We start from the raw sequence: 12,138 nt of genomic DNA, 5'->3' as shown, positions 1-12,138 counted from the left end.
GTATTTCGCCGGTTCCTGCGGCGGCGCTCCGCTGAGCATCGTCAAGGAGTACATCGAGAACCAGAAGCGGCCCACCTGACCGTCACCACGAAGGCGCAGAGACCTCCGGCGCTCCGCGCCTCCGTGCCAGGGATCGCATTCCCGCCCGGCCTGAAGGCCGGGATTCCCCGCGAAGATCAGGGGATGGAGCCCGCCATGGCCACGCCCTTCCCGCCCACGCCGCCGCCCTCCCGGGTGCGCAGCGGCTCGTGGAGTTCACCGTCAGCGGGGTGGTGGAGAGCCCGGGCGCGAGCCCGTCGCACTGGAGCCAGCCGGACTACCCGCGCTTCAACCCACCGGTGGTAACTGGTATTTGACGCCTCCATGGGTCCGGGCGGAGCAGCGACATGCCCCGTTCGGGGGACGGTACCGGGCGGCCCGGTCCGGTTGGGTCAGGCTGCGGCTGCCCCCTCCTCCCCCACCCCGAAGGAACCCACCCGATGCGCAGCCGTACCGCCACCACCGCCCTCGCCCTCACCGCCGTCCTCGGCCTGTCCGCCTTCGCCCCCGCGACCGCCGACCACGTCACCGGCCCGCGACACGACCGCCCGGTGTCGCTCACCCAGTTCAGCGCCCGGGTACTGGACAACGACAGCGTGGAGATCAACGGGTCGGGCCACTGCTCCGAGGAGGGGCGGGACATGCTGATCACCGTCAAGATGCGCCGCCCCGACCACGACCAGGACGACTTCCCGGTCACCCACCAGACCCGCGCCCGCTGCGAGGACGACGGCTACCACTTCCGCACGGTGGAGCGAGCCGGCCTGGACCGCGACCACCTGCCACGCCGCGGCGAGGAGATCCACTACCGGGTGACCGTCGACGCCGCCGAGCACGACCACGCCCAGCTGGAGGGCACCCTCCGGCTCTGACCTCGTCCACCGCCACGTGGCCCGCCCATCCCACCGGGGGTGGGCGGGCTGTTCACCGCAAGGCCAGTTGATGTCGAGTCAGCGACTCGTCGGGCGGTGGCGGGCTGCCCGGCCGGTCTCACGGGACCTCCCCCGCCGTGGTGGGCTGGATGTCGGAGAGCGACGGCGGCGGGGGCGCGGCGTCGAGGATCTCCCGACTGTGCGCCACCAGCCTGGCCCAACTCCGCTCGACCTTCTGGAAGTCGAGCTTCCGGGCCGCTTCCCCGGTGTCGCGGGCGGCGGCGGCGAGGCCCACCTTGACCCGGCGGGCCTCGTCGGCCAGCAGGGACCAGGCGCCGTCGAGGTAGGAGATGCCGTTGTGGGCCTCGGCGAGCTGCTCGCCGACCCGACTGAGCTGTCCGTGGAAGTGCAGGACGGCGTCGAAGACGAGACCGTCCTCGTGCAGGACCCTCCCGGCGGCGGCGAGGTCGTTCCGGTCCGAGCAGGAGGCGTGCTCGAGGCTGTCGAGCCGGGCCCGGTCGGCGTGCACCTGGGCGTCACGACACCGAACGTCGTTCAGCAGATCGGCGGTTGCCGCCGTCAGTGCCCGGCCGACCCTCCGCAGCGCCATCCCGAAGGTGATCAGGGACAGGTGCAGGGTCGCGGCCTGTCCCTCCAGCCGGTCGACCCGCCGGGCCAGCTCCGCGACCGCCGGCTCGATCTCCGGCTTCGCCGCGCGGTCGTCACCCGGGCCGCCGGCGGGCCGACAGCCCGGGTCGATCAGGCTGCGCAGCTGGGCACCGATCCCCTGGTCCTCGTTGACGACGGCCCGCGAGAGGGCCAGCACCGGCGGGTAGACGACGCTGAACCACTCCACGGCGACCGCCCGCACGTCGTCCAGCGCCTTGGTGGCCGCCGCCGGGTCGGTGCCCGCCGGCAGGTCGGTCGGCGTGGACTGCGTGCCGGCGGCCTTCGCGAAGTCCGCCGCACTCGCCAGGGCGGCAAGGTAGCGCTGCGCGGGCGTGCGGGGGTCCTGTTCCTGGGTGGGCATGCCCGGGCCACCTCCACGGCCGGGGCGCGGGGCGGCTCGCGGGCGGGCGGCGGCCACCCCGCGCTTGGGTTCGGGTTCGAAGCACAGTGTGACCTACCATCAGGTCATCTCGGTGGCAAAGCCGTTCACCGTGCGTGTCGAGCCGGGAGATGGCCGGGTGCTCAGGCGAGCAGGGCCGAGCCGAAGTGGTCGTTCGGCCCGGTGACGCCCGGGAGGGCGAAGAAGTAGCCGCCGCCGGTCGGGGAGATGTAGTCGACCAGCGGCTCGCCGGCCAGGCGCTGCTGGACGGTCTGGAACTGGCGGGCCACGTCCTGCTGGTAGCAGCAGAAGACCAGGCCGACGTCGAGGTTGCCGTCAAGGTCGAGGCCGCGTTCGTAGTTGTAGCCACGGCGGAGGATCTGCTGGTTCGTGGTGGCCGGGGTGCGCGGGTTGGCGAGCCGGATGTGCGCGGTCATCGGGGTCAACAGGCCCTGTGGGTCCGCGTGGTAGTCCGGCGGGTCGGACTCGCGGGTGCCGTCCAGGGGTGCGCCGGTGTCGCGACGGCGGCCGATCATGTTCTCCTGCTCGTGCAGCGAGACCCGGTCCCAGAACTCGACCAGCATCCGGATGATCCGCACCACCTGGTACGAACCGCCCTCCACCCAGGCGGGCTCGCCGGACGCTCCGCCGTGCGTCCACAGCACGGCGTCCGCCACCGTCCGGTCAGCGATGTCGGGATTGGCGGTGCCGTCCTTGAAGCCGAGTTGGTTGCGCGGCGTGCCGCTCGGCCGGGGTGCGGCGTGGAAGCCGTCCACCTTCCAACTCGCCTGCATGCCACCACGGGTGTGCTTGGCGATGTCGCGCAGCGCGTGCATCACGGTGTCCCGCGAGTCGGCACAGATCTGGAGCATCAGATCGCCGTGCAGCTCGGTGGAGCCCACCAGGTTGTCGTCCGGGAAGGCCGGCATCGGGACCAGCTGGGCCGGCTTGCGCGCGGCCAGCCCGTAGCGACCGTCGAAGAGCGAGGCGCCGACGCCGACCGTGACGGTCAGCCCGTCGGCGGGCAGCACCGGGCCGAGCGTGGCACTGTCGGAGGGCGGGGAGGCGAGGTCGGTGGCGGGCACCGGGCCGCCGGCGGTCAGTGCGCGGATCCGGTCGGTCAGCGTCTGGAGGAGACTCACCAGCCCGGCCCGGTCGGGCGCGATCACGTTGAACGAGACGAACGACGCGGCAGCCTGCTGCGGGGTGGTGATGCCCGCCTGGTGCGGCCCGTGGAACGGGATCCGCCGGCCGGACGGCCCCGGACCGGGCTCGGCGGCCACCGCCACCGCCCCGGCCAGCGCACCCGCACCGACGGCGGCCCCGACCGTGGCCCCCAGCGTGGCACCGCGCAGGAAGACCCGGCGGCGCAGCGACGGTTCGGCCTGACCGGCCTGACCGGCGGCCATCGGGCAGCCGTCAGGAGTGGGAGGCGTGCGGAGGCTCATGCGTGGTTCCTCGGGGCGAGCAGGTTGGGGATGGCGGCCAGCTCCTCCAGGAGGCTGCCGAGGTCTCCGTCGAGACGCTGGCGCTGGGCGGTGGTGAGCCGGGTCACCGGAGTCCAGGTGCCGGAGGACGATCGGCTCGACGCCACTTCGCCGGACAGGGCGGTCAGTTGACGGCTCACCTGGTCGAGCAACGCGGGGTCGCGCGGCTGGAGCACCGGGGTCAGCACGCTCAACACCTCCTGCGTTCCCTGGATGTTGGCGCCGAGGGTGGCCAGCGTGGTGCCGCTGCCGTAGTCGGCGATGCCGTTGAGCTGGAACTGCAGGGCGTTCTCCAGGATCTCGTGCGCGCGCAGCGAGAGGTCGCCGGGGTCGGTGTCCTCGCTCGGGAAGTCCTGCTGCAGGCCGCTGACGTCGGTGACCAACTGCTGGCTGAGCTGGCGCAGTCGGTCGACGCCGGCGCCGTGCCAGAGCCCCTGTTCCAGGGCGAAGAAGCCGGTCCACTGCGGGGTGTCGACGCCCTGCGGAAGCCCGTTCGCCATGCCGTTGATGGCGTCGTCGTAGTCGCCGAAGGAGTTGTAGGCGGCACCGAGGCGCTCGTAGTCCAGGTGCGCGGTGAGCCAGTCGGCCTTGGCGGCGGCCAGGTCGCCACGGGCGAGGTCGGCGTCCAGGGTCTGGGCGGCCGCGAGCAGGCCCGGCAACGCGGCCGTGACGTAGCCGCGGTAGGCGTTGACCGGTCCGGTCATCTCCAGGTCGGAGAGCGGTTCGTAGCCGGCCACGGCGCCGGCGGCGGTGCCGGTGACCGTCACCGTGCGCGAGGTGCGGACCGTCCCGTTCGAGAAGACGCAGCGGACCGCGTACTGGCCACCGGTCAGCGTGGTGGCCAGCGGGAGTGTCTTGTTCGGCCCGACCCAGGGGATCTCCGCGTAGGCCAGGCCGCCGTCGGGCGAGACCAGGTAGATGCTGGCGAAGACGTTGTCGCCGTTGGTGACGGCGAAGGAGAGCGGGCCGGCGGGCAGGTGCGCGGGCGGGGTGCCGCAGCCGGCGGCGTCCACCCGCAGCGGGCCGCCGGGCAGGGCGGAACCGCTGCCGGCGCGCGCGGAACCGGTCAGCGCGGCCACTCCGAGCAGGAGCAGTCCGACCAGCGCCGTACCGCGCCAACGTCTGGCGGGTGCGGCCGACTCGGGCAGCGGGGATGGCACGGGGTCCGGCATGTCGGCGGGACGCCCCCTTCGGTCATCGGGCCGGGGCCGCCCCCGGGCGAGGAGCGCCGGGGGGACGGCATGCTGACGGTTGATCAGCCGAAGATGTCGGTGATCGGGGTGGCGTTGGCACTCTCGCCGACCGGCGCCAGACCGTACATCTGCTCCAGCGTGGCGAGCAGGTTGTAGTGGTTGATCGTCTCGCTGTACTGGCCGGGCTGCACGTTGGCACCGACGATGATGGTGGGGATCTGGTTGTTCTCGGTGTAGTCGTCCTCGTCCCAGGTGACGATGAGCAGGCTGTTGTTCTGCTGCGCCCAGGTGGCGTACGAGGAGAGGTTGTTCTGCAGCCAGGTGTCACCCTGGTTGATGGTCCCGTTGTGCATGTCGTCGTCCAGGTTCGGGATCACGAACGACACGGTGGGCAGCTGGTTGTAGTCGGTGGGGAAGGAGCTGAACGGCTGCGAGTCGGAGCCCGGGATGTTGCTGAAGTTGATCCAGGGCGAGTGCTTGCGCGCGTACGACCCACTGGTGCAGGTGGTCGAGCCGGCCTTGGGCAGGTCCTCCGAGTAGCCCACGAACGTGTCGCCGGCGGCCAGCAGTTCGGAGCCGAGGTTGGCGGTGTTGCCCTCGTTGGTCGGACAGGCGTCGGAGCTGAGCCCGAAGGTGCTGCCGCCGAACAGTGCCATGTAGTTCGGCTCGCTGGGGTGCGTGACGGCGAACGACTGGGTCATCAGCGCGCCCTGCGAGGCGAGGGAGTTGATGTAGGGGGCGTCGCTGGTGTCACCGATGATGTCGTCGTAGGAGTGGTTCTCCTCCATCACGACCACGATGTGCGAGGGAGCGGACACGGTGCTCGACGCCGGTGGGGTGTCGGCGACGGCCGAGCCGTGCGGGTACAGGGCGAGGGACACCGCGGCGGCGGTGGTCATGGCGACGGCGGACAGCCCGGCAAGGCGCGACCTCGAACGCATGGACACTGACACTCCAAGGGAAGGCGGCCGGCCTTCGGTAGCCGGCTCACGGGGGAGGTGCGGGGACCCGCCGTACCGGTCCCGTGGTGGGGGCCGCGGACCGGTTCGGGGGCGGGACCGGGCGATGCGCAGCCCGGCTTCGGTGCCGTCCAGAGCATTCCCGTCGGAGGTGCCCTTAAGTTGTCGGTGGACTGGCGAAACTGTGAATTCCTCACGGCGGTGATCAAGGATCCCGGCCGGTCCGGACGCCGTTTTGTGGTCGCCTGTCCAGCTTCTGACGGTTGGTCGACTCCGGCCGGCCGGGGCTTGCCCGATCCGCTCCCGGTCCGGAGACTGACCCCGTGGACCAACCGATCACGCCGATCCCCGCCGCCCTGCGCCTCGCCGAGCAGCTGCTCGACCCGGGCACCTTCCGCAGCTGGGACACCCCGCCCGAGCAGCCCGCCTCCGGTCCCTACGCCGAGGCACTGGCCCGCGCCCGGGCCCGCAGCGGCGCCGACGAGGCGGCGCTGACCGGTGAGGGACGGCTGGCCGGGCACCGGGTCGCCGTCCTGCTCAGCGAGTTCGGCTTCCTGGCCGGCTCGATCGGCACCGCCACCGCCGACCGGCTGCTGCGCGGGGTCGAGCGCGCCACCGCCGAGCGGCTCCCGCTGCTCGCCTTCCCCGCCTCGGGCGGCACCAGGATGCAGGAGGGCACCCCGGCCTTCGTCCGGATGGTCGCCATCGCCGGCGCCGTCACCGCGCACAAGGCCGCCGGGCTGCCCTACCTGGTCCACCACCGGCACCCCACCACCGGCGGGGTGCTCGCCTCCTGGGCCTCGCTCGGCCAGCTCACCACCGCCGAGCCCGGCGCGCTGGTCGGTTTCCTCGGCCCGCGGGTGTACGAAGCGCTGTACGGCGAGCCGTTCCCGGCGGGCGTGCAGCGCGCCGAGCACCTGCGGCGGCACGGGACGGTGGACGCCGTGCTGCCGCCGGACCGGCTGCGCCGCCGGCTCGCGGACACCCTGGACGTGCTCGCCGCGCGCCCGACCGTCACCGAGGCCACCGGCGATGCCGAGTCCCCCGTCGAGGCCGCCGACAGCGCCGAGGCGACCTGGCGCTCGGTGCTGCTCACCCGAGAGCCCGGCCGTCCCGGACTGGCCGAGCTGCTCCAGGAGGCCGACACCCTGGTCCCGCTCTCCGGCACCGGCACCGGCGAGCGGGACGACGCGCTCCGGCTCACCCTCGCCCGGTTCGGCCGCACCGGCTGCGTGGTGGTCGGTCACGACCGGGCCGCCGCCGCGCTGCACGGTCCGGTCGGCCCGGCCGGCCTGCGCACCGCCCGCCGCGGCATGCGGCTCGCCGCCGAACTGCGCCTGCCGCTGCTGACCGTGATCGACACTCACGGCGCGGAGCTGAGCGCGCGGGCCGAGGAGCGCGCGCTGGCGGGCGAGATCGCGCGCTGCATCGCCGAGTTGAGCACCCTACCGGTCCCGGTGGTCAGCCTGCTGCTGGGTGAGGGCACCGGCGGCGCCGCGCTCGCGCTGCTGCCCGCCGACCGGACCGTCGCCGCCGAGCACGCCTGGCTCTCCCCGCTGCCACCCGAGGGCGCCTCGGTGATCCTGCACCGCAACCCGGACCACGCCGCCGAACTCGCCCACCAGCAGCGGATCGGCGCGGCCGCGCTGCTCGCCGACGGGGTGGTGGACCGGGTGCTCCCCGAGCCCGTTCCCGGCTCCGAGGACCCGGACGGCTTCGTCCGGCGCGTCGTCGGCCTGCTGGAGGAGGAGCTGGCCCGGGCCGCCGCGCTGAGCCCGGACGCGCGGCTCGACCGGTTCCGGCGGCTGGGCCGCTGAGCGGCCCGCCCGGCCCGCCGCGACGCCCCTGGCGACCTGCGGAATACCGCACCAACTCCCTCGCGCCCACACACCGCCGCCACCTATGATCGCCCTTCAGGGCGTATCACGCCGCGCGCCGACCGATGCGCGGGGCGGGCGCGATCAGCCGCACACCGTGGGGATGGGCAACAGATGAGTTCCAACGTACCGCCGGGCTACGGGTATCCGGGCGACGGCTCCGGCCAGCAGCCGCCGTACCCGCCGCAGGGCAACCCGTACGGCCAGCCCTACCCGCCGCAGCCGGCGCAGGGCAATCCCTACGGCCAGCAGCCGCCGCAGCCGAACCCCTACGGCTCCCCGCAGACCCCGCCGCCGGCCGACCAGTACGGCTACCCGCAGACCCCGCCGCCGGCCGACCAGTACGGCTACCCGCAGACCCCGCCGCCCGCGGCCGGCTACGGCCAGCAGCCCCCCGGCGGCTACGGCCAGCCGTCGTACGGCGCACCGGCCGGGCCCGGCCTGCCCGGCACCCCGGTGCTGGCCAGCGCGGGCGACCGGCTGCTCGCCAGGCTGATCGACGTCGCGGTCCTGCTGATCCCGGTCATCGTGCTCTACGTGATCGTCGCCTCGGTCAACACCTTCCTCTACTACGTGGTCATGGCGGCCCTGGTCACCGCCTACGAGGGCGCGATGCTCTCCACGCAGAACGGCCAGACGGTCGGCAAGAAGGCGATGAAGCTCTACGTGGTGAACCTCGCCGACGGCCAGCCGGTGGTCGGTGGTACCGCCTGGAGCCGGGCCGCGGCCTACGGGCTCCCGCAGCTGGTGCCCTGCCTGGGCACGCTGTACTCGGTGCTGGACGTGCTGTGGCAGCTGTGGGACAAGCCCAACCAGCAGTGCCTGCACGACAAGGCGGCGAAGACCGTGGTGATCAAGGCCAGCTGACCGGTGGGGCGAGCCGAGCGAGCGACCGTGATCCTCACCGTCACGCTCAACGCCGCGCTCGACGTCACCTACCGGGTCCCGGCGCTGCGCCCGCACGGCAGCCACCGGGTCACCGAGGCCACCGCCCGGGCCGGCGGAAAGGGCGTCAACGTCGCCCGGGTGCTGGCCCGGATGGGGCGCACGACCCTGGTCACCGGGCTGGTCGGGGGCGCCGCGGGCGCGACCGTACGGGCCGACCTGGCCGCCGCCGGACTGCCGGACGCGCTCCTGCCGATCGCCGGCGAGACCCGCCGGACCGTCGCGGTGGTCGATCGACTGGCCGCGGACGCCACGATGTTCAACGAGCCCGGGCCCGCCGTCACGGCGGGCGAGTGGTCCTCGTTCACCGACCACTTCGGCGCGCTGCTGGAGCGCGCCGAAGTGGTCGTGCTCGCCGGGAGCCTGCCGCCCGGCCTTCCCGACGACGCCTACGCCACGCTGGTCCGGGCCGCCCGCGGGCGCGGGGTGCCGGTCCTGCTGGACACCTCCGCGCCCTGGCTGCTGCCGGCCCTGGCCGCCGGCCCCGACCTCGTCAAGCCGAACGCCGACGAGCTGCGGGAGGCCACCGGCCTGGCCGAGCCGCACCGGGCCGCCGCCGCCCTGCTGGACCGCGGCGCCGGTGCGGTGGTCGCCTCACTCGGCCCCGACGGCCTGCTCGCGACCACCCCGGACGGCAGCTGGCTGGCCACCCCGCCCGAACGACTGGCCGGCAACCCCACCGGCGCGGGCGACTCCGCGGTGGCCGCGCTGACCACCGGTCTGCTCGACTCCCTCCCCTGGCCGGCCCGCCTCGCCCGGGCCGTCGCCCTCTCCGCCGCCACCGTCCTCGCCCCGACCGCGGGCGACTACGACCCGGCCGCGTACCACCACCTGCTGCCCCGGGTCACCGTCACCGCGCTCGGCTGAACGCCACCGGCCCGGCCGGACCGGCCTCGCCCCCGGCGCGGCCCCCGACCGGCCGGCAGCGACGCCGACGGCCCGCCGACCACCCCCGTGAGGGGCGGTCGGCGGGCCGTCGGCGGGCTCGTCAGTGGCCGAGCGCGACCTCGACGATCTTGATGACCACCAGGATCATCGCGACCAGCAGGTAGCTGCGCAGCGCGGTCATGCCGATCTTGCGGGTGGTCGACATGGTCGGCTTGGTCAGCGTCTCCAGCGCCGGCATCCGCCACTCGTCACGGCCGGTCCGGTCGATCGGGTCCTCCTTGGTGGCGGTGCGGCGGCGGGTGAAGGAGTACCCGGCGGTCAGCACGCCGATCACACCGCAGACGGCCAGGATCTGCAGGATCGCGTTGGCGGTGATGTTCGGGAAGAGCACCGAGGCGGTCAGGATGATCGACAGGGTGACCAGCACGCCGATCACCGCGGCGGTGAAGGCGTTGGTCCGCGGGCCGTTGACCCAGGGGCCGAGGACGGCCTTGTCGTTGCAGAGCAGCAGCAGGAAGACGGTCGCGGACGGGAGCAGCACGCCGGCCAGCGTCTGCACGCCCTGGGTGAGCAGGCCCAGCGGCGAGCCCGGGATCAGCACGATGGTGGCGGCGACGGCGACCAGACCGGCGTAGACGGCGTAGAAGCCCTTGGCGCCGCCGATGCCGCGGTGCAGCGAGTGCTTGATGCCGAAGACGTCACCGATCGCGTAGGCGGTGGAGAGCGAGACGGCGAAGGCGCCGATGATCGAGGCGTCCAGCAGGGCGATCGCGAACAGCACACCGGCCAGGTGACCGGAGGACTGGGCCAGGCCCTTGGCGATGCCGGCGGCGTCGGTGAAGTTGCCGAAGCCGTCGGTGCCGGCGAACGCGGCGGCGGAGAAGCCCATGAGCGCCGCGCCACCGACGACCACCACGACGATGCCGATCCACAGGTCGGCCTTCTCGTACTTCATGAAGCGCGGGGTGATCCGCTTGTCGATGACGTACGACTGCTGGAAGAAGAGCTGCCACGGGGCGACGGTGGTGCCGACGATGCCGATGATCAGGAGCATCACGGTGGCGAGCTGGCCGCTGCCGCCGGGCATGTTCGGGACCACGAAGTCGTGGGCCATCTGCGAGGTCTTCGGGTGGATCATGAAGTAGATCGGGATCAGCAGCAGCGAGCCGGCGCACAGCGCGATGGCGATCCGCTCGAACCGGCGGAACGAGCCGGTGAAGGCCGAGGCCACGATGATGGCGGCGGCCAGCACGACCGAGGCGACCTTCGGCAGACCGAGGTAGTCGGAGGCCAGCGTGATCCCGATGAACTCGGTGACCAGGGTGAGGGCGTTGAGCAGGAAGAGGTCGATGACCGAGAACGCGCCCCAGAACTTGCCGAAGCGCTCCAGGATCAGCCGGGCGTGACCGACGCCCGTGACGGCACCGAGCCGCAGCACCATCTCCTGGTTGACGTACAGCACCGGTATCAGCAGCAGCAGGGTCCACAGCAGGTGGGTGCCGTAGTTCTGGCCGGCCTGGCCGTAGGTGGCGAAGGCACCGGCGTCGTTGTCGCCGACCATGACGATCAGACCGGGGCCGACGATCGCCAGCAGGGTCTTGAGCTTGGCGGACAGGCCCTGGCGCGGGGCGTCGTCGTCCAGCCGGATGGTGCCGAGCGCACCCTTGATGTCGCCGATGTGGGCGTCGTCGAGGACGGCGCCGCGCGGCGCCGTGGCCTGGTCCGTGGTGGTGATGGTGTCGGTCATGACTGAGAGCCTCCCGAGCCCCCCGTGACAGGGGGAGGTTTGGAGGCACGCAGCAGCAATCCCCCCTGCGAGCGGGCAGCCTGAGGCGCCGTCACGACACGTGGCCGTGCGGGGACTGAGGTGCGACTCGAGATTCGCGCAGGGAAGGTGGTTACCGCGTGCCGTGAGAAGAAGACGGTGACATGCGGATGCGGGGCCGTTTGTGGCCCGGACTACTACTGCTCGAATCCATGTCTCTCGCCTCCTTCCGGCCGGACGCACCCCGTGGTGCGTGTCATCGACGCGGCAAGGAGCGGACCAGCACACCGAAACGGCGCCGGTTCACCCCAACTCGTCAGAGCTTTGGCACTTCACGGCGTGATCCGATCCCGTTGAATCGGAAGCCACTTGGGATCAACCCTTAGGTCGGGAAGATCTGTCCTGATCCGGAGCGTCTCTCGACGGGTGGGATCAGTGGCCTGTGTCCGTGAAGACGCCTCACCGAACGAGGTGCCTCCTGCAAAACCTCGACAAGCATAGACCCATGCTTGCGGCACAAGGCAACCGATTACCAAAGCTTGACCTTCGGGCCGGTGCGATCGGGAACTTAAACGGATCGTTCAACACAGTCCATTGACAACGAGGTGCGCAGATCGCACCCTGAGGGCATGTCAGCAACCGATCCCACCAGCGGTCCCTTCGCCGCCCCCGACCCCGGCCAGGTCCGCGCACAGCGCGAGTACGCGGCGCTGTTCCGGCTCGCCGAGCGGCACGCGACCACCGAGGAGCAGCGCCGCCGGCAGACCAATCCGACCGTCCCCGGCCCTCACGAGGTGGTCCGGCTGGTCGCGCTCCTCATGGCCGGCTCGGCCCTGCTCGACGAGGGTGAACCGGAGGTCGACCAGGCCGACGTCACGGCCGCGCTCACCCTGCTGCCGCTGGTCCGCGGCGAGCTGGACGAGCTGGAGACCGGCCTGCTCAAGATGGCCCGCGGGCGCGGCATGACCTGGCAGGAGATCGCCTTCGGCCTCGGCCTCGGCACCCCGCAGGCGGCACGCCAGCGTTACGAGCGGCTGGCCGAGCGCACGGGCCCCGAGTAGCCCG

At 72.6% G+C, this 12,138-nt stretch carries 10 protein-coding genes and 1 riboswitch; of the genes, 5 read left to right on the top strand and 5 right to left on the bottom strand.

Annotated elements, in window-relative coordinates; all coding sequences use genetic code 11:
* Positions 1 to 479: 479 nt before the first annotated feature.
* Positions 480 to 911, top strand: a complete 432-nt coding sequence (locus tag ACIGXM_RS27340; protein ID WP_396565335.1) for a hypothetical protein — start codon at positions 480 to 482, stop codon at positions 909 to 911.
* Positions 912 to 1,029: 118 nt separating this feature from the next.
* Here ACIGXM_RS27340 and ACIGXM_RS27335 read toward each other — a convergent pair whose 3' ends face one another.
* The 4 genes from ACIGXM_RS27335 to ACIGXM_RS27320 all read right to left on the bottom strand — a co-directional run bounded on the left by ACIGXM_RS27335 (position 1,030) and on the right by ACIGXM_RS27320 (position 5,580).
* Positions 1,030 to 1,941, bottom strand: a complete 912-nt coding sequence (locus ACIGXM_RS27335; protein ID WP_396565333.1) for a hypothetical protein — start codon at positions 1,939 to 1,941, stop codon at positions 1,030 to 1,032.
* Positions 1,942 to 2,102: 161 nt separating this feature from the next.
* The gene (gene efeB, locus ACIGXM_RS27330; protein WP_396565332.1) at positions 2,103 to 3,407 is read right to left on the bottom strand and encodes an iron uptake transporter deferrochelatase/peroxidase subunit; all 1,305 of its coding nucleotides are present in this window, start codon (positions 3,405 to 3,407) and stop codon (positions 2,103 to 2,105) included.
* Positions 3,404 to 4,618, bottom strand: coding sequence for an EfeM/EfeO family lipoprotein (locus ACIGXM_RS27325; RefSeq protein WP_396565330.1), 1,215 nt, complete (start codon positions 4,616 to 4,618; stop codon positions 3,404 to 3,406). The genes efeB and ACIGXM_RS27325 overlap by 4 nt, the downstream gene beginning before the upstream one ends.
* Before the next feature lie 83 nt (positions 4,619 to 4,701).
* Positions 4,702 to 5,580: an alkaline phosphatase family protein gene (locus tag ACIGXM_RS27320; protein ID WP_396565328.1), complete on the bottom strand. Its 879-nt coding sequence runs from the start codon at positions 5,578 to 5,580 to the stop codon at positions 4,702 to 4,704.
* Between the two features lie 341 nt (positions 5,581 to 5,921).
* On the opposite strand from ACIGXM_RS27320, the gene ACIGXM_RS27315 reads away from it, so the two are divergent.
* The 3 genes from ACIGXM_RS27315 to ACIGXM_RS27305 all read left to right on the top strand — a co-directional run bounded on the left by ACIGXM_RS27315 (position 5,922) and on the right by ACIGXM_RS27305 (position 9,287).
* On the top strand, positions 5,922 to 7,415 hold the full coding sequence (locus ACIGXM_RS27315; RefSeq protein WP_396565326.1) for a carboxyl transferase domain-containing protein: 1,494 nt from the start codon (positions 5,922 to 5,924) through the stop codon (positions 7,413 to 7,415).
* A 174-nt stretch (positions 7,416 to 7,589) separates the two neighbouring features.
* Entirely contained in the window at positions 7,590 to 8,342 is a 753-nt protein-coding gene (locus tag ACIGXM_RS27310) for an RDD family protein (protein WP_396565324.1), read from the top strand.
* Positions 8,343 to 8,369: 27 nt separating this feature from the next.
* A complete protein-coding gene (locus tag ACIGXM_RS27305) occupies positions 8,370 to 9,287 on the top strand; it encodes a 1-phosphofructokinase family hexose kinase (RefSeq protein ID WP_396565322.1) in 918 nt (305 codons plus the stop codon).
* Between the two features lie 121 nt (positions 9,288 to 9,408).
* Here the strand turns inward: ACIGXM_RS27305 and ACIGXM_RS27300 are convergent, their stop codons facing one another.
* On the bottom strand, positions 9,409 to 11,055 hold the full coding sequence (locus tag ACIGXM_RS27300; RefSeq protein ID WP_396565320.1) for an NRAMP family divalent metal transporter: 1,647 nt from the start codon (positions 11,053 to 11,055) through the stop codon (positions 9,409 to 9,411).
* Between the two features lie 318 nt (positions 11,056 to 11,373).
* A riboswitch (M-box (ykoK) riboswitch) is annotated at positions 11,374 to 11,551 on the bottom strand.
* 151 nt (positions 11,552 to 11,702) lie between these two features.
* On the opposite strand from ACIGXM_RS27300, the gene ACIGXM_RS27295 reads away from it, so the two are divergent.
* Positions 11,703 to 12,134, top strand: a complete 432-nt coding sequence (locus ACIGXM_RS27295) for a DNA-binding protein (protein ID WP_396565318.1) — start codon at positions 11,703 to 11,705, stop codon at positions 12,132 to 12,134.
* Positions 12,135 to 12,138 lie beyond the last annotated feature (4 nt).

The organism is Kitasatospora sp. NPDC052896 (genome assembly GCF_044547075.1).
Taxonomy (GTDB): Bacteria; Actinomycetota; Actinomycetes; order Streptomycetales; family Streptomycetaceae; genus Kitasatospora.
The sequence above is the reverse complement of the archived record's forward strand: the minus strand, read 5'-3'. Positions and strand labels throughout refer to the sequence as shown.

What these genes read in the sequence shown, in the direction of transcription:
- ACIGXM_RS27340 (WP_396565335.1), top strand. Translation starts at nt 480, where the DNA reads ATGCGCAGCCGTACCGCCACCACCGCCCTCGCCCTCACCGCCGTCCTC.
- ACIGXM_RS27300 (WP_396565320.1), bottom strand. Translation starts at nt 11,055, where the DNA reads ATGACCGACACCATCACCACCACGGACCAGGCCACGGCGCCGCGCGGC.
- ACIGXM_RS27295 (WP_396565318.1), top strand. Translation starts at nt 11,703, where the DNA reads ATGTCAGCAACCGATCCCACCAGCGGTCCCTTCGCCGCCCCCGACCCC.
- ACIGXM_RS27320 (WP_396565328.1), bottom strand. Translation starts at nt 5,580, where the DNA reads ATGCGTTCGAGGTCGCGCCTTGCCGGGCTGTCCGCCGTCGCCATGACC.
- ACIGXM_RS27310 (WP_396565324.1), top strand. Translation starts at nt 7,590, where the DNA reads ATGAGTTCCAACGTACCGCCGGGCTACGGGTATCCGGGCGACGGCTCC.
- ACIGXM_RS27335 (WP_396565333.1), bottom strand. Translation starts at nt 1,941, where the DNA reads ATGCCCACCCAGGAACAGGACCCCCGCACGCCCGCGCAGCGCTACCTT.
- efeB (WP_396565332.1), bottom strand. Translation starts at nt 3,407, where the DNA reads ATGAGCCTCCGCACGCCTCCCACTCCTGACGGCTGCCCGATGGCCGCC.
- ACIGXM_RS27325 (WP_396565330.1), bottom strand. Translation starts at nt 4,618, where the DNA reads ATGCCGGACCCCGTGCCATCCCCGCTGCCCGAGTCGGCCGCACCCGCC.